Below are 21,012 nucleotides of genomic sequence, written 5' to 3'. Positions count from 1 at the left end.
ACAGTGGCAACATAAGTTGCCGAGATCGTTTACAAATCCTGCCTGCTTTCGCTCAACCATTCACCTCAGAGATGCTTAATTTGTCATCTCATTGTGGTAGATTCCTCGCGCATTTATGGGAATGCGCAGTCACTTATTCTTTATTTCTCTCTTTTTGCAAAAGTATTCAGCGACATGAAAAAGCAAAGGAACGTTAATTTACTGTTGATGCTGGTATTACTGGTGGCCGTCGGTCAGATGGCGCAGACCATTTATATTCCGGCGATTGCAGACATGGCGAAGGAGCTCAGCGTGCGCGAAGGCGCGGTGCAGAGCGTGATGGCCGCCTATCTGCTGACTTACGGCGTCTCGCAGCTGGTCTACGGTCCGCTCTCTGACCGCGTTGGACGCCGCCCGGTGATCCTCGTCGGCATGACGATTTTCATGATCGCCACGGTGATTGCGATGACCACTCACAGCCTGACAATCCTGATTGCCGCCAGTGCCTTACAGGGCATGGGAACCGGCGTCGGCGGGGTGATGGCGCGAACGCTGCCGCGCGACATGTACCAGGGGACGCAGCTGCGTCACGCCAACAGCCTGCTGAATATGGGCATTCTGGTCAGCCCGCTGCTGGCCCCGCTGATTGGCGGCGTTCTGGACAGCATCTGGTCCTGGCGCGCTTGTTACGCCTTCCTGCTGGTCCTGTGCATTATTGTCACCTTCAGCATGGCGCGCTGGATGCCGGAAACGCGCCCGACGGGTGCGCCGCGCACGAAGCTTATCGCCAACTACAAAACGCTGTTCGGCAACGGGGCCTTCACCTGTTATCTGCTGATGTTGATTGGCGGTCTGGCGGGGATTGCGGTGTTCGAAGCCTGTTCCGGCGTGCTACTCGGCGCGGGCCTGGGGCTGAGCAGTATGGTGGTGAGTATTCTGTTTATTCTGCCGATCCCGGCGGCATTCTTCGGGGCGTGGTTTGCCGGTCGCCCGAATAAACGTTTTTCCACCCTGATGTGGCAGTCGGTGATGAGCTGCCTGCTGGCTGGCGTGATGATGTGGGTCCCGGGCTTACTGGGCGTGATGACCGTCTGGACGCTGCTGATCCCGGCTGCCCTGTTCTTCTTCGGCGCGGGTATGCTCTTCCCGCTGGCGACCAGCGGCGCGATGGAGCCGTTCCCGTTCCTCGCCGGTACCGCGGGCGCACTGGTCGGGGGTTTGCAAAACATCGGTTCCGGCGCGCTGGCCTGGCTCTCCGCCATGATGCCGCAAACCGGTCAGTCTAGCCTTGGCCTGCTGATGACCCTGATGGGGCTGCTGATTTTGCTGTGCTGGCTGCCGCTGGCGTCGCGTGAGCCGCATCACGAGCAGACGATTTAATCACATGATGGCCCGGCTTCTCGTCGGGCTTTTCGCACACCGGGGCGAGCATTGCCTGCAATAACGGTTCCGGTCCCGGTCGCCACGCCCCCTCCTCCCCGTCGTAAAACTGGAAATCCGCGTTAATCGCGTAAGGGATTTTGGCTTTTTGCAGTTCACAGGCCATGAAGTTCGCGAACGCCATTTGCGGCGCCGTCGGCGTCACGCGGCTGGATTCGCCCACGCCCCAGCCGCCCACCCAGCTCACATGCCCGGTTTTTTGCTGCCAGCGCAGGGCGGTGTTGATCCGGCTGCGAATCGCCGATTTCTCGGCGGCGGTGCCTGACGTCCAGGGGTATTTACCGTTATTCTTGAGCGGTCCCCACGGGAAGATGTGCCACTCGGCCAGCACGTAGTTTTGGCTATGAGCAGGCAGCCGGAGGCTGGCGAGATCTTCCGGTGCCGCGCGCAGGCGCGGAGCGACGAAAATCATGCGATCCGCATCGATGGCGTGAATCGCTTTGATCGTTTTATCGTAGACGCGGTTGAGGGACGCGATGTTGTGATTCAGCTTGTCCGCCGGTTCGTAGATCAGGTCAAACCCGAGCAGCGGCGAGCTTTTCTCGAAGTAGTGCGCGACGGCAATCCACCAGTTCACCACCTCTTTTTCGTTATCCGCTTTCGGGTCGTTTTTGTACTCATCCGCCTGGTAGGCAATCACCGGGATCACGCCGTACTGGTCGCAGGCCTCCACCAGCTTGCGCAGGTGAATCAGCCGCGCTTCCGTTGGCTCCCCCGCCACGCGAATGCGCACGTGAGTAAAGCCTTTGGCCTTAAAATCACGCACTTCCAGCGGGTCGAACTCACGAATGCCGCGCTCGGTGCGCGCCCAGTCCACGTCGATACCCACGCCGAGCTGCTGCGCATAGCGCGCAGCCGTCAGCGGAGGCTCAGCGGCAGACACCCAGCCAGAGGAGAAAATCAGCGCAGCGGCGATCAGAGGCTTTAACACGGTTAACCTTGCGAAGAATCGAAAGCAATAGGCTGTATTTAGCACGCTTTTTGCCGTTTGGTGTAGAGGCTAAGCGTAATAATTCTTCATCCCACCTGACTTTTCAGCCAGTCGATAAAGGCATCAATTTTCGGCCACTGCCTGCCGGAGAGGGTCGAGATGTAGTAGTGCTGATGGCATTTCAGCGCTTTCTCGCCGAATGGCGCGATCAGCTCCCCGCGATCCAGCCGCTTTTGCACCAGCCGCTGGCGCCCCATGGCGACGCCGACGTGGTTCATTGCCGCGATAACCGCTAAATCGGAGCGATCGAAGCCAATCCCCGATGATGGCGGCAAATTCACCCCAAAGTGCTGCGCCCAGCTAAACCACTCGTCGGTGCCGGAATCATTGCTCCACGCCTGGCGGTCGTGCAAAAGAGTGCAGTGGCGCAGGTTGTCGGGGTTTTTCATCAGCTCGTGCTCGCGGGCGTATTCCGGGGTGCAGACCGGCAGGATAGCTTCGTCCATCAGGAAATGGTGAGAAAGCTGCGTGGGCGGCGTATCGTCGAAATAGAGCGCCAGATCGATACCCGTTCGCTGCATGTTCGGGTAATCGTTGCCCGTCAGAATGGTCAGGGAGATCGACGGATAGCGGCGGGTGAAATCCCCGAGCATCGGCACCAGCCAGCACTGGGCGATAGACGGGCGCGAATAGACGGTCAGGGTGCCTGAGAGCGCCTGATTTTTGATGTCGAGGATCTCCTGGTTCAGGGTATCGAGCGACGATTTCAGCGTCCAGAAGACCCGCTTTCCCTCCGGCGTCAGTTCCACCTTGCGGTGCGAACGGACGAACAGCTGAATGCCCAGCTCCTCTTCCAGCAGGTTAATGCGATGGCTGACCGCGCTCGGGCTGAGGGACAGCTCTTCCGCCGCCAGCGCGAAGGACTCGTGCCGGGCCGCCACTTCAAAAGTGTACATTTTCGATAGCTGCCAGCCGTTCAGCAGGCGATTTCCGACCTCGTTCTCATCGTTCATGGCGACTTTTTTCTCTCTTCTGAGTCATTACTCTGCGCCCAGAATACCGGTTCTGGATGAATTTATGTGAACCAACCCCGTAATAAGTGCGCTTTTTAGAACGGCGTCACTCACTTGATCCAATCTGGCTCACCTGAACGGCAATTTATATCGTTTGTCAGCCGGTGCCGTTTTTTCGTCCAATAGCCGCAGATAACTTAAGGGTGAGGTGAGATATGGGATCTCAGATGTGGGTTGTGGCGACGCTGCTGGCAAGCATCGTGTTGATTGTATTAACCATCGTAAAACTGAAGTTTCACCCGTTTCTGGCGCTGCTGCTGGCGAGCTTTTTCGTCGGCGCGATGATGGGCATGAGCCCGCTGGATATGGTGAATGCCATTGAGAGCGGCATCGGCGGCACGCTGGGATTCCTCGCGGCGGTGATTGGCCTCGGCACCATTCTCGGCAAAATGATGGAGGTGTCCGGCGCGGCGGAGCGCATCGGCCTGACGCTCCAGCGCTGCCGCTGGCTCTCCGCCGATGTGATTATGGTGCTGGTTGGGCTGATCTGCGGTATCACGCTGTTTGTCGAAGTGGGCGTGGTGTTGCTGATCCCGCTGGCGTTCTCGATTGCCAAAAAGACCCAGACCTCGCTGCTGAAACTGGCGATCCCACTCTGTACCGCGCTGATGGCGGTTCACTGCGTGGTGCCGCCGCACCCTGCAGCGCTGTTTGTGACCAACAAACTGGGCGCGGACGTGGGCACGGTGATTGTTTACGGCTTGATGGTCGGGCTGATGGCGTCCCTGGTGGGTGGCCCGCTGTTCCTGAAACTGCTCGGCGATCGCCTGCCGTTCAAGCCGGTTCCGGCGGAGTTTTCTGACCTGAAAGTGCGCGAAGAACACACCCTGCCGACGCTCGGTGCCACGCTGTTCACGGTGCTGCTGCCGATTGGCCTGATGCTGGTGAAAACCATCGCCGAGCTGAACATGGCCAAACCCGGTTCGCTCTACACGCTGCTGGAATTTATCGGCAACCCGATCACCGCCATGTTTATCGCCGTCTTTGTGGCCTACTACCTGCTCGGGATTCGCCAGCATATCGGCATGAGCGCCCTGCTCAAGCACACGGAAACCGGCTTTGGTTCGATCGCCAACATCCTGCTGATCATCGGCGCTGGCGGGGCGTTTAACGCGATCCTCAAAACCAGCGGTCTGGCCGACACTCTGGCGCTGATTTTATCGAACATGCACATGCACCCGATTCTGCTGGCCTGGCTGGTGGCGTTGATTCTGCATGCGGCGGTCGGTTCTGCCACCGTGGCGATGATGGGCGCGACGGCGATTGTCGCCCCGATGCTGCCGCTCTACCCCAACGTTAGCCCGGAGATCATCGCCATTGCCATTGGTTCTGGCGCCATTGGCTGCACGATCGTGACGGATTCTCTCTTCTGGCTGGTGAAGCAATACTGCGGCGCGACCCTGAATGAGACTTTCAAATACTATACAACGGCGACATTTATCGCCTCGGTACTTGCACTTGGCTGCACGTTCCTGCTTTCTTTCATTATCTAAGCGCGAAGAGACGTACTATGGAAAACGCAAACATCACCACCTTAACCGCCCAATTTCCTCTGGTAGAGGATCTGATGGCGCTGAAAGAGACCACCTGGTTTAACCCGCGCACCACCTCGCTTGCCGAAGGGCTGCCGTACGTCGGGCTGACCCAGGCGGATGTGAAGGATGCCCACGCACGCCTGGCGCGTTTTGCGCCTTACCTGGCGAAAGCCTTCCCGGAAACTGCCGCCAAAAACGGCATTATCGAGTCCGACGTGGTGGCTATTCCTGCCATGCAGAACCGACTGGCGAAGGAATTTGCGACGCCGATTAACGGCACCCTGTTGCTGAAAAAAGACAGCCATCTGCCGATCTCCGGCTCCATTAAAGCGCGCGGCGGGATCTATGAAGTGCTGACCCACGCCGAAAAGCTGGCCCTGGAAGCGGGGCTGCTGTCGCTCACGGACGATTACAGCATCCTGCTGGAGCCGCGCTTCAAGGACTTTTTCAGCCAGTACAGCATCGCCGTCGGCTCGACGGGCAACCTCGGGATGTCGATTGGCATCATGAGTGCCCGCGTCGGCTTTAAGGTGACGGTGCATATGTCGGCCGACGCCCGAGAGTGGAAAAAGGCCAAACTGCGCAGCCACGGCGTGGAAGTAGTGGAGTACGAGCAGGATTACGGCGTGGCGGTGGAGCAAGGGCGCAAGGCCGCCGAGAGCGATCCGAACTGCTTCTTTATCGACGACGAAAACTCCCGCACGCTCTTTTTAGGTTATGCCGTCGCAGGTGAGCGCCTGAAAGCGCAGTTTGCCGAGCAGGGGCGCGTGGTGGATGCGGATCATCCGCTGTATGTTTATCTTCCGTGCGGCGTGGGCGGTGGCCCTGGCGGCGTGGCGTTTGGTCTCAAGCTGGCCTTTGGCGATCACGTTCACTGCTTCTTCGCCGAGCCGACCCATTCGCCGTGCATGTTGCTGGGGGTGTATACCGGTTTGCACGATGAGATTGCGGTGCAGGATCTGGGGATTGATAACGTCACGGCGGCAGACGGCCTGGCGGTCGGGCGCGCGTCCGGGTTTGTGGGACGTGCCATGGAGCGCCTGCTGGATGGCTTCTACACCCTGTCCGATCAGAGCATGTACGACATGCTGGGCTGGCTGGCGCAGGAAGAGGGGATTCGCCTCGAGCCATCGGCGCTGGCGGGCATGGCCGGGCCGGTGCGGGTGCCTGTTCAGCCGAACGCGACGCACCTCGTCTGGGCGACCGGCGGCGGTATGGTCCCGGAAGCGGAGATGGCGAAATACCTGGCGAAGGGCCGTCCGTCACTTCTGCCGTAACAGCGCCATCAGCTCCTGCGTCGAGCGGTTGTGCTTTTTCAAATCGCGCATCACTTTCATAAAGGGTGCGCTGTAGTCATAGAACGCCAGATAGCCCTGACAGAGTTCGTCGTCATTGGCCGCCGTGCATAAGCGGCGGCCAGGGCAGGTCTGGCATTTCAGCAGGTCCTTCTTCTCGCACAGCGCGGTGCCGCACCAGCCGTTGAGCGTTTCGTCGAACAGGCGCACCGAAATCTGCCCGATATCCTCCCGAACCCACATGGCAAAGATCTGCGTTAAGAACTGGCCCCAGACCTCTGGCGTGACGGGCTTTTCGCCCAGCGTCTGGGGTAAAAAATGGAGGTTTTTGCTTCCGCTCTGACGTAACGATTGATACACCTTCCCTGGTTCACGTACGTTGCAGTTATCCACCACAACCACGCGGGTACTCTCGTGGCATCCTGTCATTGACGACCCTAAAAATTCAGAATTTGCTGTAAGTGCGTAACAGCAAACAGCAATGCGAGGGAGAGTACTGCGAGAGAGATCAAGAATTTGTCACGCACCGCTTTCGGCTGCACAAAATCATCACGATTCACGTCCATCAGATTGCGGCTGCGGGTGTAGCGCCAGAGAATTGTCGCCACCAGCGCCAGCACCACCAGCGATACCCAGAACGGCAGACCGGTGCGGTGCCAGTTGTGTTTAATCGCCAGCGCAATCAACGCACCGTAGCCGAGCAGCGTGCGCAGCCAGGCGAGCGATGTGCGTTCAGGCTGCAGGCCGGGATCGACTTCCCGCCGCGCTTTGCGGCTATCCGCCATAGAACACCAGCGCCATCACTACGCCCGCCACCGTCAGTAAAATCACGCTGATTGCCAGCAGCCCGCGCGTGTAGGGCAGATCCTGCTTGAGGCGCATCGCCTTTTCATTGCGCAGCCAGCGAAGGTAGCCGTAGATCGCCAGCACACCGGCGAACAGGCAGAGCAGCAGCGCCAGCACTTCGCGAATCAGGGGAGTGGCAAAATCCGGGGCGAGCTGGTCCAGCCCGACGCCTGCGGCAAGAAACCCCAGCGCGGTGCGGATCCATGCCAGAAATGTGCGTTCATTGGCGAGAGAAAACCGATAGTCCGGCGCTTCGCCCAGCTGGGAAATTTTCATGAAGGCTCCTTGTCGTCGCGCAAGCAGGCTTCAGCATAGCGTAAATTGACCGGCATCTGGGATGCCGGTCGGCGGGATTAGTGCAATTCAGGCCAGTACTCTTTGTTGGCCTCAATCAGATCGTCGAGGATGGCTTTGGCAACCGAAGCGCTCGGCACGGTTTTAGAGAGCGTAATCGCCTGCCAGAGTTTGGTGTAGGAGCGCTCTTCCCAGGCGTCGACCACCAGTTTTTCGACCGCCACCTGCTGGCCCATCAGCCCTTTCTGGAAGTGCGGGATGTCGCCGACGGTCAGCGGCTCAGGGCCGTTTTTGCCGACCAGGCACGGAATTTCGACCATCGCATCGGAATCGAAGTTATGGATGGCGCCGTTGTTCGGCACAATCAGCAGCATCCGCTCCTGAGTGTTGAAGGCGATGGCCGTTGCCAGATCGACGATGTACGACGCATGTTCGTCGATTTCCAGCTCACCGGCGGAGGATTTCCCGGCTTCGATGATCGCACGGCAGGAGCTAAAGACGTGCTTCTCGCGGTGACCCATCACTTCGTTGGCGCGGGTGCGTTCCGGGTTGGAGTGCGCCACCACGTAATCCGGGAAGAAGTAATATTTCAGGTAGGTGTTCGGCATGGTGTCCGGGTCGAGCGCCTGCACGTCTTTTGCCTTGGCGAAAGTGTCGTTCCAGCTCGCTTCCGTATGCGCATCGTCAGATGGCGGCACATAGCCGTGTTTCGCCACGTATTCGCGCAGTTTCGGCATCAGATCGTTCCCGTTCAGGTCTTCAATCGACGTCCACCAGCCGAAGTGGTTCAGGCCGTAGTAGCGCACGCGCATCTCTTTGCGATCTTTCAGGCCGACAATCTGCGCCATTCGCCCTTCGATGCCTATCGGCATATCGCAGATGTTGAGGATTTTGGCCTGTGGACGCAGACGACGCGTGGCTTCAGCGACGATTGCCGCCGGGTTGGAGTAGTTGAGCATCCACGCGTTCGGGGAGTATTTCTCCATGTAATCCACCAACTCCAGCACGCCGCCAATGGAGCGCATGCCGTAGGAGATCCCGCCCGGCCCGCAGGTTTCCTGGCCCAGCACGCCGTGACGCAGTGGGATTTTTTCATCTTTTTCGCGCATCGGGTATTTGCCGACGCGAATGTGGGCCATCACAAAGTCCACGTCCGTAAAGGCCGCTTTAGGGTCGGTGGTGTAGCTGAATTCGATGTCCGGAGCCTGCTCCTGAAGGATGATTTTGCACGCCTCGGCGATGGTCTCCTGACGTGCGCCGTCGTTGTCATAGAACTTGAGGGCGCGCAGCGGGAAGCGATCGCGATTCGCCAGTAACATCAGGACGATACCCGGAGTGAAAGTACTGCCGCCGCCTGCGATAACAACTGAGAATTTTTTCATGATACAGCCTCTGTCAGGATAGATGATGGGGTCGAAGAAGGAGTGTTCATCAGGGATTCAAGCTGGTCGCGCACCTGTGGCACGTGCAGCCCGACAATCACCTGAATCCCGTTGCCGCGACGCACCACACCGTGGGCGCCAAGGGCTTTGAAAACGTCGTCACTTTGCGTTTTGCTCATGTCGATCAGGGCGATACGCAGTCGAGTGGCGCAGTTGTTGATGCTTTCGATATTGCCTGCCCCGCCGAGCGCCTGCAGATAGCCTGCCGCCTGGCCCGAGCTGGTGTTGGCGGCGACGGTGGTTTGCCCGCGCGCGGCCTGGTAATCCGCTTTGCTGTAGAGTTTGATTTCGCTCTCTTCGCGGCCCGGTGTTTTCAGGTTGAAGCGCTCGATGAGCGTCTTAAAGACCAGGAAGTAGAGCCCGGTGAAGCACACGCCGATACCAATCTGGGTGAACATCATCGAGGCATGGTTATGGAACATGGGGATCCAGTTTTGCGGCAGGAACTGGTCGAGCAGACCGCCGCCCATGTTGCCGACCACGCCGAACATGTACATCACGGTCGCCATGGTTGCCGCCAGCACCGCGTGAACGGCAAACAGCAGCGGGGAGATAAACAGGAAGGTGAATTCCAGCGGCTCGGTGATCCCCACCAGCATCGCGGTGAGGGTGGCTGGGATCAGCAGGCCCGCCACTTTGACGCGGTTTTCCGGCGACGCGGTGTACCACAGCGCCAGCGCAATCCCGACGGAGCCGAACACTTTCGAGTTGCCGTGCAGAGCAAAACCGCCTTCCGGGAACAGGGTTTTCAGCGGCAGCGTGCTCTGGCTGAACTCCTGCAGATGCTGCGCCCAGTAAACCTGGATACCGCCCTCGACCGCTGCCGGGCCGAAAATAAACGGACCGTAGACGAAGTGATGCAGGCCGGTTGGAATCAAAATGCGTTCGAGGAAGGTGTAAACCCACACGCCCAGCGCCCCGGCGGAGCGTAAAAACGCCTGCAACGACTCAATGCCCATCTGCACTTTTGGCCAGCCGAGCAATGTCAGCCAGGCGCAGGGAATCATCACGAAGAAGGCGATGATCACCACGAACGAAGTGCCCTGGAAGATGCCCAGGAAGACCGGCAGCTGTTTATCGAAATAGCGGTTGTGGATGGCGGTCACCAGCCCGGAGATCACAATCGCGCCGATGATGCTGGTGTCGAGGGTTTTGATCCCGGCAATCATCGCCAGCCCGCTGCCCGCCGTCGGCTCAGCCATAAAGTTCACGCCAAAGAACTGACCCCAGGTCATGCCCATCGCGTTGATAAAGTAGTTCCAGGTCAGGAAGCTAATCAGTACCGCCAGACAGGCCCGGCCCTGCGCCTGTTTGGCGAGGCCGATCGGTAAACCGACGGCGAAAATCAGCGGCATATTGCGAAAGACCGCCCAGCCGCCCTCTTCAATGATGTGGACGATTTGCGCAAACAGATGATCGGGTGCCGTTAACGCCTCGCCCACAAAAAGCGGATTGCGCAGCATGATGGCAATTCCGACCACCATGCCTGCAAAAGGGAACAACAGCACCGGGGTAAACATGGCGCCGCCAAAACGTTGTATTTGACTGAGCATCTTTAAATCCTCATGTAACAACCTGTAGGGGGTTTGGCCTTATTGGTTTTGTGCTGGCCTGAACTGAGGATAAGAATTTACTCAGCGGCTAACACCGCGTCCCGCTGCGTTCCGTGATCGCATTCATGGTTTTAATTTGCTCACTCAGGTCTACTTTCAGTTCAAAATATGGACATGTTAAGACGCAATGCCCGAATGAATCAGCGCAGAGAGGTCTACAGGTGATCTACAAATCCATAGCCGACAGACTCCGGTTGCGGCTCAATTCGTCCGATTACAACGTCGGCAGCCCGCTGCCCGGCGAAAAAGCGCTGGCGCAGGAGTTCGGCGTGGCGCGCATGACGATCCGCAAGGCTATCGATCTGCTGGTCGGCTGGGGGCTGGTGGTGCGCCGTCACGGCAGCGGCACCTTTGTCGCGCGCAAGGACGTTCACCACGAAACCACCAATCTGACCGGGCTGGTGGAGGTGCTACGCCAGCAGGGTAAAGAGGTGCAGAGCAAGGTATTGCAGTTTGAAGTGATGCCCGCCCCGCCCGCTATCGCCAGCCAGCTGCGCATCCAGATAGATGAGCGGATCTACTTTTCGCGCCGGGTGCGTTACGTCGAGGGAAAACCGCTGATGCTGGAGGACAGCTTTATGCCCGTGAAGCTGTTTCGCAACCTGTCGCTGGCGCATCTTGAGGGGTCGAAGTTTGATTACATCGAGAAGGAGTGCGGGATCACCATCAGCGGGAATTACGAGAGCCTGACGCCGGTGCTGGCGGACCGCCAGATGGCAAACCTGATGAACTTACCGGAACAGACGCCGCTGCTGCGCATTACCTCCCTTTCCTACAGCGACAGCGGCGAGTTCCTCAATTATTCGGTGATGTTCCGTAATACCAGCGATTATCAGGTGGACTACCATCTGCGGCGCATCCACCCGGACGAGCTGTTAGCCTATCCCCCAGAACAGCACGGCCAGTAGCTGCGGGGTGATGATGCGCAGGAACATCACCAGCGGATAAACGGTGGCGTACGAAAGCGCCGCCGCGCCGCTGGTGGCGTGCAGGTTATTGGCGAAGGCCAGCGCGGGTGGATCGGTCATCGACCCGGCCAGCATCCCGCAGAGGGTCAGGTAGTTCATCTTCGCGAACATTCGCGCCAGTATCCCGACCGTCAGCAGCGGCACCGCCGTGATGATAATCCCGTAGCCAATCCAGCTTATCCCCTCGCCCTGGGTCAGGGTATGGATGAAGTCCCCGCCGGATTTCAGCCCCACCACCGACAGGAACAGCACAATCCCCAGCTCGCGCAGGGCCAGGTTCGCGCTCGGCGGCATGAACCAGTACAGCTTCCCGATACAGCCGATCCGCCCCAGAATCAGCGCCATGATCAGTGGCCCACCCGCCAGGCCGAGCTTCAGCGCCACCGGGAAACCGGGCACGTACAGGGGAATAGAGCCGAGCAGCACGCCGAGCCCAATGCCGATAAACACTGGCAGCATCTGCACCTGCTGCAATTTTTGCTGCGCGTTGCCGACCATATCGGCGACGGCATCGATGGACGACGGGCGGCCCACCAGATTGAGGATATCGCCGAACTGCAGGCTAGCATCCGGGCTGGCGACCAGCTCAACGCCCGCGCGATTAAGACGTGAGATCACCACGTCGTAGCGCTCTTTCACCTGCAGATCGCGGATTTTCTTACCCAGAACCTGCTCGTTGGTGACCACCACGCGTTCGACGCGCATGTCGGTGCCGCGCGTGGAGAGCGACGTATCCACCTCCTGACCGATCACCAGCTGAGCGCTGTGCAGATCGCCAGGCTGGCCGACCAGATGCAGTAAGTCGCCGAGCTGAATCACGGTGCCCGGCGAGGGCACCATCAGCATCTCGTCGCGTTTCAGGCGTGAGCAGATGATGTTGGCGCTGTTCAGGATCGGCACGTCCTGAATCGCCATCTGGTTCAGATTGGGGTTTTCGACGCGGATGTTGATGGTTTTGATCAGCATGTGGCCGTTGGTCATCGTCGATTCATGCTTTTTCGCCTCGTCATCGACGTTGATGCGAAACAGCACGCGCACCAGCCACATGGTCAGCAGAATGCCGCAAATCCCGAACGGGTAGGCCATCGCATAGCTCATCCCCATTTGATCGACGACGTCGGGCGCAATGCCGAGGTCGCGCAGGATTTGCTGCCCGGCCCCCAATGCAGGGGTGTTGGTGACCGCGCCGGAGAAGATCCCCAGCACCACCGGAAGCGGAATTTCAAAGAGTTTGTGCAGAATGGCAGTAACGAGACCGCCCATCACCACTATGCCGAGGGCAAAGAGATTCAGGCGCAGGCCGGAGACGCGAAGCGAGGCGAAAAAACCAGGGCCGACCTGAATACCGATGGTGTAGACGAAGAGGATCAGGCCGAATTCCTGAATGAAGTGCAGCATTTCCGCGCTGAGCGTCAGCCCAAGCTGATCGGCGAAATGGCCGACAAAAATCCCGCCGAACAGCACCCCGCCAATGCCAAATCCGACACCGCGGATTTTGATATTGCCAATCCACAGCCCAACCACCGCAACCAGGGCCAACACGCTAACCGTTAACGCGATATCACTCATGACCTTTTCCCTGCGCATATCCTTAGTGATTAAGGGGATTCTCGCAGAGGTTGCGGGGAATGTATGGGTGATGGCGCACAAAAAAGCCCCGCCGAAGCGGGGCTTTGGAGAGGTCGGGCCTTGTGCGGTCTGGTGCCCTCACCCCGGCCCTCTCCCTGTGGGAGAGGGAGAAGAGCAACACAGCGTATTAGCTATTCAACGCCGGACGCTCGCTGATCGCGATTTTCTGCGGGGCCAGGGCTTCCGGTACGTTGCGCGTCAGGTCGATGTGCAACAGCCCGTTGGTAAAGGTCGCACCTGAGACTTCCATATGGTCGGCCAGGGTAAAGCTCAGGCTAAACGGCTGAGTCACCAGGCCCTGATGCAGCCACTGGGTCTCGGTTTGCGGTTTTTCCGGCGTCCCTTTCACGGTCAGACGCGTGCCTTCGAGCTGGATATCGAGATCGTCCTGACGGAACCCGGCCAGCGCCAGCGTGATGCGGTAGTGGTTGTCATCGCTCTTTTCGATGTTGTACGGCGGAAAACTCTGTTGTTCAGCCGTGCTTTGCAGGGCGTTAGCCAGTTTGTCAAAACCAATCCACTGACGCAGCAGGGGGGATAAATCGTAGTTACGCATCGTTAATCTCCTTCTGAGAAGCGAGTTAAGCACTGTTTTTAGTGCGCAGTTGTTCCTGCAAATCCTGACGGATTCGCACCGGCTCCCGTTTCGGCAAGCCACTCTGGGTGGGCCGCACAGGCGACCCGCTTAATTAGTTGATCTCGATACGGCGCGGTTTTTTCTCTTCCGGAATCACACGTTCCAGATCGATAAACAGCAGGCCGTTGACCAGGTTCGCACCGTGAACGTGGATGTTCTCAGCGAGCTGGAATTTGCGCTCAAAGTTGCGCTCAGCAATGCCCTGGTAGAGATAGGTACGCTCTTTCTGCTCGGCGGTATGCGCCCCTTTCACCACCAGCAGGTTGTCCTGCGCGGTGATTTCCAGTTCGCTCTCGGCAAAACCGGCGACGGCAATCGCGATGCGGTAGTGGTTTTCGTCAACCAGCTCAACGTTGTATGGAGGGTAGCCGTTACTCTGGCTTGAGTTATTTTCTAAATGGTTGAACAGGCGATCGAAACCAATTGCAGAACGGTACAGCGGGGAAAAATCGAAATTACGCATAGATCAAAGCTCCTGAAATCAGCGAGTAATGTTTGCCTTCCACCATGGACAGGCCGTTGTGCCACCAAACACCCATCAGGCGTGTTCGTTCTTCGGCTACCTCTCTAAAATGGGTTTGGTTTCGGTCTTTTCAAGAGGTTAAATGCGAGATTTTTTTGCACTTTGCGAGGACTCGCATAGACTGGGACTACAGCACAAAGAGTGAAATTGCGATGCCTGCCACAGAGCAGCGCTTTCCAGCTATTCTTTTCGTACATGGCTCGCTATAACTCGATATTGCCGTTATGTCGTGCCATTAACATTGATTGACTGATGATGAAAAATGTTCTGATAAAGCTGACAACATGCAGCGTAGTGGTTTTACTTTGCGGGTGTTCGAGCGTGATGTCTCACACCGGCGGTAAAGAAGGAACATATCCGGGCACGCGCGCCAGCGCGAATATGATCTCGGATGACGAGACCAACTGGGGCACCAAATCCCTGGTGATTCTGGATCTGCCGTTTACGGCGGTGATGGACACGCTGTTGGTGCCGTGGGATCTGTTCCGCACCGATAGCTCAGTGCGGTCACGCGTCGAAAAAAGCGAGCAGCAGACGAAGATGACCAACGCCGTTATCCCGCCCGCCGAGATGTCTGCCCCCTGATTACTCTCCGGTTTCTGTCACCCAAAGCTGACGGAAACCGACTGTCTCTTCCATCCACGCCACATAACGGCCATCCGGTGAGAACACCACGGCATCGCCCGACGGCGGATTGCCGTGATCGGACGTCAGAAACGTCACTTTTCCGCTGTGCGCATCGCAGCAGGCAATGCGATTATCCAGCACAAAACCGAGCGCGTCGCCCGACGGATGCCAGTTAAACGCCGACTGAACATCGCTCTGGTTATGTGTCAGCTGGCGCGGTTCGCCGCCCTCTGGGGCAATCAGCCACAGCTGCACAATCCCGTTATCATCGCGCATCAGAAACGCGATCTCGCTCCCCTGAGGGTTGCTGCGCACCCAGTGGCGCGGCACGTTGACTAGCCCCGGATAACGATTTTCATGGGTGAAGGTTAAACGACGCTGCATCACGCCTGCGGGCGGTGCGGGCATGTTTTCCACTGTGCCTTCCAGCGGCGCGTCGCCTGCGCGCTTCCAGCCTGCCTCATCTTTAGGCAGATCGACGATAAACAGCTCCGGCACTTTTTCGCCGTGCTCAGACAGCGTGTCGCCGATAAAGGCTATCCGGTTGTTTCCCACCCAGCCCTCTTCGTAGGCGCGATTGATCTCATCGCTGCCTGGGCGCGGTGTCGGGGTCGTGCGGCTGATCAGCACGCTCCAGAATGTTCCCGCATATTCGCGCGGATGGTTACCCTGCGGGGTGACCGGGCCAAACGGCGCGGCGACGCCGACGTTACGCAGATCCAGCGCCACGTCGCGCTCATGCAGGACATGGTCGTTATAGGTAAAGCTGACGAATTGCCCGTTGGGACTAAAAACGTGAACGTGGCTGCCGCCGCGCAGCGCGCCGGGGGTAAAGGGTGCGGTGATGTCCATCGCATCGAGATTTTTCACCTGGCCGTTTTGCGCTATCACGCCGCGACGGTGGTGAAAATCATACTGCCAGCTTGCATCCGGGTTTTCCGGGCCATGAATGAAGACGTATTGGTCATCCGTGGGATGAACGGTCACCACGCCGACGTGCGCGCCCTGTTCAGCGCGATAGATCACCTCGGTTTCGCCCGTTTTCACATTAACTCGCTCGATCGTCTCGCCGGTAAAAGACGCGCCGGATGGGCGCACGTCATACGCCAGCCACTGGCTGTCAGGCGTCCAGGTGTTGATGTTCGTAAGCTGATGATTGCGGGGAGCGTAGGTGATTTGTTTCATGAAAAGACCCTGATGCGCGGATATCGCATCAGGGTAAAGCATCGCGAAGATTTAGCCTACTCGTTTAACATCGCCCACCAGCAGGATGTAGGAGAGCGCACCAATCAGGGTGATGACGGAGATGTAGGTCAGGGCGGGCGCAAAGCCGTGCGCCTGCGCCAGATAGCCAATCACCAGCGGCACCGTGATCCCGCCTAAACCGCCGGCAAAGTTAAACACGCCGCCGGTGAGGCCAATCAGGCGCATCGGTGCCAGCGAAGAGACCAGCGACCAGGTAATCGACGCAAAACCGTTGCCGAAGAAGGCGACCGCCATCAGCACGGTGATCCACACCGGGTCATTGGTGTAGTTCGCGCCCATGATGCAGGTGGAGATCAGCAAGCCAAAGATGATCGGCAGCTTGCGCGAGAAACCAATCGAGTAGCCTTTGCGCACTAATCTGTCGGCAATCCAGCCGGACAACAGCACGCCGACAAATGCCGCCAGGAACGGCACCGTGGTCATGAAACCGGCTTTCAGCGCGGTGATACCTTTTTCCTGAGTCAGGTAGTTCGGGAACCAGGTCAGGAAGAACCACAGGGTGGAGGCAATCGCGAACTGACCCAGGTAAACGCCTACCAGCTTGCGATGGAACACCAGTTTCCAGTCAGCTTTGGTCAGCGGCGCGCGAACCTTGTTTTCGATCTGCGCATCGCCGTCCACCAGCCCGCCGCCCTGTTCAATGTAATCCAGCTCGGCCTGAGTGATACCCTTGGTTTTGCGCGGAGCCTGGTAAACTTTATGCCAGATGAGCGCCCAGATGATGCCGATCCCACCGGTGATGATAAACACCCAGTGCCAGCTCAACATCTCCTGGATCCAGATCAGCAGCGGCGTCAGGAACGCCAGGCCGACGAACTGCCCGGAGGTGTAGAACCCCACCGCCGAGGCGCGTTCTTGCTCCGGGAACCAGCTGGTCACCATCCGGTTATTGGTCGGGAAAGCGGGCGCTTCGAAGACTCCAGTAATGGCGCGCAGACCAATCAGCGACAGCAGACCGGTGGCAAAACCCTGTAACAGCGTCGCGACGGACCAGCCGAAAATGGCAATGAAATAGGTGGTGCGGGAGCCCAGGCGGTCCAGCACGCGTCCGCCAGGGATCTGGCAAATAGTGTACATCCAGGCAAACGCCGAGAAGATGTAGCCCATCTCCGTTTTCGAAATGCCAAACTCTTTCTGAATATGCGCGGAGGCCACGGCCAGGTTGGCGCGGTCGACGTAGCAAATCACTACGGTAATAAAAATCATCAGCAGCGTCAGGTAACGACGACGGCCTGTTTTTGCGGTAGTCACAGAAATATCCATTAATCTGTCTCCAGATTTTGGGCATAGCGATACACGTCACCATGCCCTGTAAGTTACAGAGGGTTATGTTTTTTGTTTAGGATTTTTGCCCGGTGGCGCTGCGCTTACCGGGCCTACGGGACAGTAGGCCGGATAAGCGCAGCGCCATCCGGCGAATTACCACTCGGCGACGGAGCCGTCCTCATATCGCCACAGCGGATTGCGCCAGTCCGGAGCCTGCTTGCTCATTTCGATGACTTTGGCTTCGTCAATCTCCACGCCCAGGCCCGGTTTGGTTAACGGTTTGAAGTGGCCGCCTTCCATGTTGAAGTCTGCTTTGTTTTTCACGAAGTCGAGCAGCTCTGCGCCTTTGTTGTAGTGGATGCCCATGCTCTGCTCCTGCAACACCGCGTTGCGGGAAACAAAGTCGATATGCAGACAGGCAGCCAGCGCGATCGGCCCGAGGGGACAGTGCGGGGCCAGCGCCACGTCGTAGGCTTCGGCCATCCCCGCGATTTTGTAGCACTCGGTGATGCCACCCGCGTGGGACAGATCTGGCTGCAGAATCGCCAGACCGCCCGCTTCCAGCACCCGTTTGAATTCGAAGCGCGAGAACATACGTTCGCCCGCCGCGATCGGAATATGGGTTTGTGCTGCCAGCTTCGGATAGTACTCAGCCTGTTCCGCCAGCACCGGCTCTTCGATGAACAGCGGACGGTAAGGCTCCAGCTCTTTGATCAGCACTTTCGCCATCGGCGCGCTGACGCGACCGTGGAAATCGAGGCCAAACTCAATCTCATTGCCGAAGGCTTCGCGGATTTGCGCCACGGTATTGACGGCGTTATCCACCGCGCGGGAGTTATCAATCACGCCCATCTCTTCGCAGCCGTTGAGCTTGAAGGTATCAAAGCCGATTTTGCGCAGGGTTTTGATCCCCTCGATGACCTCAGCCGGACGGTCACCGCCGACCCAGCTGTAGGCTTTGATTTTGTCGCGCACCAGGCCGCCCATCAGCTGCCAGACCGGCGCGTTCAGCACTTTGCCTTTGATATCCCACAGCGCCTGGTCGATACCGGCGATAGCGCTCATCAGAATCGGGCCGCCGCGGTAGAAACTGCCGCGATACATTACCTGCCACAGATCGTTGATACGTGCCGGGTCCTGGCCGATCAGGAGTTCGCTCAGCTCATGCACTGCCGCTTCCACGGTGCGCGCGCGGCCTTCAATCACCGGCTCGCCCCAGCCAACGATGCCTTCATCGGTTTCAATTTTCAAAAACATCCAGCGCGGGGGTAAACGGTAGGTGGTGACTTTCGTAATTTTCATTTCGTCGCCTCCCGGTACGCTTTAACGAACGCGGCGGCCTGCGCTGCGGTACGTTCAACGGACTGCCCGGCACGATACAGATCGCTGCCCAGACCCGCCCCGGCGCAGCCAGCGTTAATCCACTGCGCCATGTTTTCTGGCGTCACACCGCCGACGGCAAAGACCGGGACGTCAGCCGGAAGCACCGCTTTCAGCGCTTTGATGTAATCCGGGCCGAAGGCCGACGACGGGAAAATTTTCAGCGCCTGAGCGCCTGCGTCCAGCGCGGTAAAGGCTTCTGTCGCTGTCGCACAGCCTGGGCAGACGGTCATGCCGTAGCTCACTGCGCGGCGGATCACGTCCGGCTGAATGTTGGGCGTGACGATAAGCTTGCAGCCCATGTTGGCGAGCTGATCGACCTGCTCGGGTTTCAACACCGTACCTGCGCCAATCAGCGCTTTATCGCCATACGCATCGACGACCGCCGGGATGCTTTTTTCCCACTCCGGCGAGTTGAGCGGGATTTCCACCGCGTCAAATCCGGCGTCGATGACGGCACCGACGTGCGCCAGCGCTTCGTCCGGCGTGATGCCGCGTAAAATCGCGATGAGAGGGAGATTAGTTTGCCACTGCATGAGCGATGCTCCTTATTCCTGCCTGAAATGCCACGTCGCCTTCAACCACTGCCGCTTCACGACCAAAGGCGCGGAACGCCTGCTGGTAGCGAGCGGCTAATGCTGAACCCGCGACAAGGGTGATGGCCTGCTGCCCGGCGAACTGTTCGCCCAGGGTGGCGACTTCGGCACCAATCAGCAGACCGGAGAGAAATTCGCTGACCTGTTCACGCGGGAGATTTCCCAGCACGTGTGAGGCGCGAACTTCAAAAAGTTGTGGCAGAACGGCAGGCGAGGCGAGACCGCGCGTCAGCCCGGCAGCAAAGGCCTCAGGAGACGGTTCCTGTTCTGGCAGGCCCGCGCCCACCAGCGAATGACGCAGCAGCAGGTGGTGCAATTCACCCGTCATCACGGTACGAAAATCGTGAATTTGCTGCGCGTCGGCCTGCACCCATTTGCAGTGCGTTCCGGGCATGACATAGACAGAAGAAGGAGAAAGGGTGCGCGCGCCGAGCAGCTGTGTCTCTTCGCCGCGCATCACGTTGTGGTTATCGTCCCGGGAGACGCACAGCCCTGGAATGATCCAGATATTGTCGCCAACGGACGTTAACTGCTGATCAATGGCGTCGAAATGAGCAGGAACCGGCAAATAAGGGGCAACCTTCCAGCCCACGTTACTGCCGACCATTCCTGCCATCACCACCGGTGTGGCGCCTTCGCGCCAGTCTTCTGTGACTTCTGCTAACACCGCCTGCGGGGATTTGCCGTTCAGGCGCGTGACGCCTGCTTCGGACTGCCTGCTCTCCAGGCATCTGTCGCCTTCATACAGCCAGGCGCGCAGATTGGTCGATCCCCAGTCGATGGCGATGTAGCGAGATGTCATGTGATTTCCTTTAACCTTCGTGTCGAGCTGGCGATCATATGGAGCGCCGCCTGCTCTGCCGCATTGCTGTCCTGATGCCGTATCGCATCGAACAGCGCTTTATGTTCCTGGAGCGTCTGGGGCATGTTGGCCTCATCACCCATCCAGGTCCGTTCAAATACTGCGCGCTGTAGCGAGCTGATGGCCACGCTAAGCTGCTGTAAAACCGGGTTATGTACCGACTCCAGCACCGCCTCGTGGTAGCGGATATCCGCTTCGTTAAAGGCATCCCGGTCCTGGTTGTTGGCGATCATGTCGTTGAGCGCCGCTTCAATCTGCGCCAGGTCACCCGATGTCGCCCGTTCCGCTGCCCAGCGGGCAATGGCCGGTTCCACCAGGTTACGCACCTCGCTCATCGCCCCGATGAGCCGCGGGTCGTAGTCGTTCTCCAGCACCCACTGCAGAACGTCGGTATCGAGGTAGTTCCACTGGTTACGCGGCGCGACAAAGGCCCCGCGATAACGCTTCATTTCGATCAGCCGTTTCGCCATCAGCGAGCGAAAGACTTCGCGGATGATGTTCCGCGAGGTTTCAAACTCCTCGCACAGCTCTGCCTCGGCGGGCAGCGGCGAACCCGGTACGTATTTTCCGCTGACAATCTGATTGCCCAGCGTAATGACGATGCGGTCGGTTTTATTGAGAGTCATGGAGAGTCCTGATTTCGTTTTATCCATCACTACTTTACCGCGACCGCTGAGTTTCGCCTCACTTTTGCAGTACAAACGTGAGGCCTTTCGTCAATTCCATGAGTGCATCGTAGTACAATCATATTGTGTTGTACTACAATCCAGATCACAAAAAGAACAATGCGGCGATCGACAGGCAAAAAAA

Annotated in this window: 20 protein-coding genes, 1 pseudogene and 1 other annotated feature; of the genes and pseudogenes, 5 read left to right on the top strand and 16 right to left on the bottom strand. The window is 58.4% G+C overall.

Going from position 1 to position 21,012, the window contains the following annotated elements; all coding sequences use genetic code 11:
• Positions 1 to 174 precede the first annotated feature (174 nt).
• Positions 175 to 1,359 carry a multidrug efflux MFS transporter EmrD gene (gene emrD / locus QQF33_RS10060; RefSeq protein WP_282494037.1) on the top strand — a complete coding sequence of 395 codons (1,185 nt, stop codon included), beginning with the start codon at positions 175 to 177 and terminating at the stop codon, positions 1,357 to 1,359.
• On the opposite strand, the gene QQF33_RS10055 is transcribed toward emrD, so the two are convergent.
• Both QQF33_RS10055 and dsdC read right to left on the bottom strand, forming a co-directional pair.
• Positions 1,262 to 2,350 (bottom strand): cellulase family glycosylhydrolase, encoded by a 1,089-nt coding sequence (locus QQF33_RS10055; protein WP_285151049.1) that lies wholly within the window; start codon positions 2,348 to 2,350, stop codon positions 1,262 to 1,264. The two genes, emrD and QQF33_RS10055, sit on opposite strands and share 98 nt — an antisense overlap.
• Positions 2,351 to 2,436: 86 nt before the next feature.
• The gene (gene dsdC, locus QQF33_RS10050) at positions 2,437 to 3,363 is read right to left on the bottom strand and encodes a DNA-binding transcriptional regulator DsdC (protein WP_285155041.1); all 927 of its coding nucleotides are present in this window, start codon (positions 3,361 to 3,363) and stop codon (positions 2,437 to 2,439) included.
• A gap of 215 nt (positions 3,364 to 3,578) precedes the next feature.
• Here dsdC and dsdX point away from each other — a divergent pair, with 215 nt between their 5' ends.
• Positions 3,579 to 4,916 carry a D-serine transporter DsdX gene (dsdX, locus tag QQF33_RS10045; RefSeq protein WP_285157754.1) on the top strand — a complete coding sequence of 446 codons (1,338 nt, stop codon included), beginning with the start codon at positions 3,579 to 3,581 and terminating at the stop codon, positions 4,914 to 4,916.
• A gap of 17 nt (positions 4,917 to 4,933) precedes the next feature.
• A complete protein-coding gene (gene dsdA, locus QQF33_RS10040) occupies positions 4,934 to 6,235 on the top strand; it encodes a D-serine ammonia-lyase (RefSeq protein WP_285157753.1) in 1,302 nt (433 codons plus the stop codon).
• Here the strand turns inward: dsdA and QQF33_RS10035 are convergent.
• From QQF33_RS10035 to QQF33_RS10015, 5 genes are all read right to left on the bottom strand, one after another.
• On the bottom strand, positions 6,221 to 6,682 hold the full coding sequence (locus QQF33_RS10035) for a regulator (RefSeq protein ID WP_285157752.1): 462 nt from the start codon (positions 6,680 to 6,682) through the stop codon (positions 6,221 to 6,223). The two genes, dsdA and QQF33_RS10035, sit on opposite strands and share 15 nt — an antisense overlap.
• 8 nt (positions 6,683 to 6,690) lie before the next feature.
• A complete protein-coding gene (locus QQF33_RS10030) occupies positions 6,691 to 7,038 on the bottom strand; it encodes a DUF202 domain-containing protein (RefSeq protein WP_282494043.1) in 348 nt (115 codons plus the stop codon).
• Positions 7,028 to 7,375 (bottom strand): YidH family protein, encoded by a 348-nt coding sequence (locus QQF33_RS10025; RefSeq protein ID WP_282494044.1) that lies wholly within the window; start codon positions 7,373 to 7,375, stop codon positions 7,028 to 7,030. The genes QQF33_RS10030 and QQF33_RS10025 overlap by 11 nt, the downstream gene beginning before the upstream one ends.
• Positions 7,376 to 7,452: 77 nt before the next feature.
• Positions 7,453 to 8,775 carry a 6-phospho-alpha-glucosidase gene (locus tag QQF33_RS10020; RefSeq protein WP_285157751.1) on the bottom strand — a complete coding sequence of 441 codons (1,323 nt, stop codon included), beginning with the start codon at positions 8,773 to 8,775 and terminating at the stop codon, positions 7,453 to 7,455.
• Positions 8,772 to 10,388 (bottom strand): alpha-glucoside-specific PTS transporter subunit IIBC, encoded by a 1,617-nt coding sequence (locus QQF33_RS10015; protein ID WP_285157750.1) that lies wholly within the window; start codon positions 10,386 to 10,388, stop codon positions 8,772 to 8,774. Before QQF33_RS10015 ends, QQF33_RS10020 begins: the two co-directional genes overlap by 4 nt.
• A gap of 221 nt (positions 10,389 to 10,609) precedes the next feature.
• On the opposite strand from QQF33_RS10015, the gene QQF33_RS10010 reads away from it, so the two are divergent.
• Positions 10,610 to 11,356: a GntR family transcriptional regulator gene (locus tag QQF33_RS10010; RefSeq protein WP_282494047.1), complete on the top strand. Its 747-nt coding sequence runs from the start codon at positions 10,610 to 10,612 to the stop codon at positions 11,354 to 11,356.
• Here the strand turns inward: QQF33_RS10010 and QQF33_RS10005 are convergent.
• From QQF33_RS10005 to ibpA, 3 genes are all read right to left on the bottom strand, one after another.
• Positions 11,324 to 12,985: a putative transporter gene (locus QQF33_RS10005; protein ID WP_285157749.1), complete on the bottom strand. Its 1,662-nt coding sequence runs from the start codon at positions 12,983 to 12,985 to the stop codon at positions 11,324 to 11,326. The two genes, QQF33_RS10010 and QQF33_RS10005, sit on opposite strands and share 33 nt — an antisense overlap.
• Positions 12,986 to 13,172: 187 nt before the next feature.
• Positions 13,173 to 13,601: a small heat shock chaperone IbpB gene (gene ibpB / locus QQF33_RS10000; RefSeq protein ID WP_282494049.1), complete on the bottom strand. Its 429-nt coding sequence runs from the start codon at positions 13,599 to 13,601 to the stop codon at positions 13,173 to 13,175.
• 133 nt (positions 13,602 to 13,734) lie between these two features.
• Positions 13,735 to 14,145, bottom strand: coding sequence for a small heat shock chaperone IbpA (ibpA, locus tag QQF33_RS09995; RefSeq protein ID WP_282494050.1), 411 nt, complete (start codon positions 14,143 to 14,145; stop codon positions 13,735 to 13,737).
• Positions 14,139 to 14,211 (bottom strand) — a sequence feature (ROSE (Repression Of Heat Shock gene Expression) occurs in the 5'-region of heat shock genes and acts as an RNA thermometer to modulate expression.). It overlaps the preceding gene by 7 nt.
• Positions 14,212 to 14,457: 246 nt before the next feature.
• Here ibpA and QQF33_RS09990 point away from each other — a divergent pair.
• Positions 14,458 to 14,790: a YceK/YidQ family lipoprotein gene (locus tag QQF33_RS09990; RefSeq protein WP_282494051.1), complete on the top strand. Its 333-nt coding sequence runs from the start codon at positions 14,458 to 14,460 to the stop codon at positions 14,788 to 14,790.
• Here QQF33_RS09990 and QQF33_RS09985 read toward each other — a convergent pair whose 3' ends face one another.
• The 6 genes and pseudogenes from QQF33_RS09985 to dgoR all read right to left on the bottom strand — a co-directional run bounded on the left by QQF33_RS09985 (position 14,791) and on the right by dgoR (position 20,828).
• On the bottom strand, positions 14,791 to 16,017 hold the full coding sequence (locus QQF33_RS09985; RefSeq protein WP_285157748.1) for a DUF3748 domain-containing protein: 1,227 nt from the start codon (positions 16,015 to 16,017) through the stop codon (positions 14,791 to 14,793). It lies immediately after the preceding gene.
• A 51-nt stretch (positions 16,018 to 16,068) separates the two neighbouring features.
• Positions 16,069 to 17,404: pseudogene (locus QQF33_RS09980) on the bottom strand (MFS transporter).
• 113 nt (positions 17,405 to 17,517) lie between these two features.
• Positions 17,518 to 18,666: a galactonate dehydratase gene (gene dgoD, locus QQF33_RS09975; protein ID WP_285157747.1), complete on the bottom strand. Its 1,149-nt coding sequence runs from the start codon at positions 18,664 to 18,666 to the stop codon at positions 17,518 to 17,520.
• A complete protein-coding gene (locus QQF33_RS09970) occupies positions 18,663 to 19,280 on the bottom strand; it encodes a 2-dehydro-3-deoxy-6-phosphogalactonate aldolase (RefSeq protein ID WP_285157746.1) in 618 nt (205 codons plus the stop codon). Before QQF33_RS09970 ends, dgoD begins: the two co-directional genes overlap by 4 nt.
• Positions 19,264 to 20,142 (bottom strand): 2-dehydro-3-deoxygalactonokinase, encoded by an 879-nt coding sequence (locus tag QQF33_RS09965; protein ID WP_285146280.1) that lies wholly within the window; start codon positions 20,140 to 20,142, stop codon positions 19,264 to 19,266. The genes QQF33_RS09970 and QQF33_RS09965 overlap by 17 nt, the downstream gene beginning before the upstream one ends.
• Positions 20,139 to 20,828 carry a D-galactonate utilization transcriptional regulator DgoR gene (gene dgoR, locus QQF33_RS09960; protein ID WP_095284130.1) on the bottom strand — a complete coding sequence of 230 codons (690 nt, stop codon included), beginning with the start codon at positions 20,826 to 20,828 and terminating at the stop codon, positions 20,139 to 20,141. The genes QQF33_RS09965 and dgoR overlap by 4 nt, the downstream gene beginning before the upstream one ends.
• Between the last annotated feature and the right edge of the window lie 184 nt (positions 20,829 to 21,012).

This window comes from Lelliottia wanjuensis, assembly GCF_030238365.1.
GTDB lineage: Bacteria > Pseudomonadota > Gammaproteobacteria > Enterobacterales > Enterobacteriaceae > Enterobacter > Enterobacter wanjuensis.
This window is presented reverse-complemented; position numbering and strand designations above follow the sequence as displayed.

Excerpts from the sequence above, each read along its gene's own strand:
- QQF33_RS10015 (WP_285157750.1), bottom strand. The coding sequence starts at position 10,388 with ATGCTCAGTCAAATACAACGTTTTGGCGGCGCCATGTTTACCCCGGTG.
- ibpB (WP_282494049.1), bottom strand. The coding sequence starts at position 13,601 with ATGCGTAACTACGATTTATCCCCCCTGCTGCGTCAGTGGATTGGTTTT.
- QQF33_RS10030 (WP_282494043.1), bottom strand. The coding sequence starts at position 7,038 with ATGGCGGATAGCCGCAAAGCGCGGCGGGAAGTCGATCCCGGCCTGCAG.
- dgoD (WP_285157747.1), bottom strand. The coding sequence starts at position 18,666 with ATGAAAATTACGAAAGTCACCACCTACCGTTTACCCCCGCGCTGGATG.
- dsdC (WP_285155041.1), bottom strand. The coding sequence starts at position 3,363 with ATGAACGATGAGAACGAGGTCGGAAATCGCCTGCTGAACGGCTGGCAG.
- dgoR (WP_095284130.1), bottom strand. The coding sequence starts at position 20,828 with ATGACTCTCAATAAAACCGACCGCATCGTCATTACGCTGGGCAATCAG.
- QQF33_RS09970 (WP_285157746.1), bottom strand. The coding sequence starts at position 19,280 with ATGCAGTGGCAAACTAATCTCCCTCTCATCGCGATTTTACGCGGCATC.
- emrD (WP_282494037.1), top strand. The coding sequence starts at position 175 with ATGAAAAAGCAAAGGAACGTTAATTTACTGTTGATGCTGGTATTACTG.
- ibpA (WP_282494050.1), bottom strand. The coding sequence starts at position 14,145 with ATGCGTAATTTCGATTTTTCCCCGCTGTACCGTTCTGCAATTGGTTTC.
- QQF33_RS09985 (WP_285157748.1), bottom strand. The coding sequence starts at position 16,017 with ATGAAACAAATCACCTACGCTCCCCGCAATCATCAGCTTACGAACATC.
- QQF33_RS10005 (WP_285157749.1), bottom strand. The coding sequence starts at position 12,985 with ATGAGTGATATCGCGTTAACGGTTAGCGTGTTGGCCCTGGTTGCGGTG.
- QQF33_RS10025 (WP_282494044.1), bottom strand. The coding sequence starts at position 7,375 with ATGAAAATTTCCCAGCTGGGCGAAGCGCCGGACTATCGGTTTTCTCTC.
- QQF33_RS10020 (WP_285157751.1), bottom strand. The coding sequence starts at position 8,775 with ATGAAAAAATTCTCAGTTGTTATCGCAGGCGGCGGCAGTACTTTCACT.
- QQF33_RS10035 (WP_285157752.1), bottom strand. The coding sequence starts at position 6,682 with ATGACAGGATGCCACGAGAGTACCCGCGTGGTTGTGGTGGATAACTGC.
- QQF33_RS09965 (WP_285146280.1), bottom strand. The coding sequence starts at position 20,142 with ATGACATCTCGCTACATCGCCATCGACTGGGGATCGACCAATCTGCGC.
- dsdA (WP_285157753.1), top strand. The coding sequence starts at position 4,934 with ATGGAAAACGCAAACATCACCACCTTAACCGCCCAATTTCCTCTGGTA.
- dsdX (WP_285157754.1), top strand. The coding sequence starts at position 3,579 with ATGGGATCTCAGATGTGGGTTGTGGCGACGCTGCTGGCAAGCATCGTG.
- QQF33_RS09990 (WP_282494051.1), top strand. The coding sequence starts at position 14,458 with ATGATGAAAAATGTTCTGATAAAGCTGACAACATGCAGCGTAGTGGTT.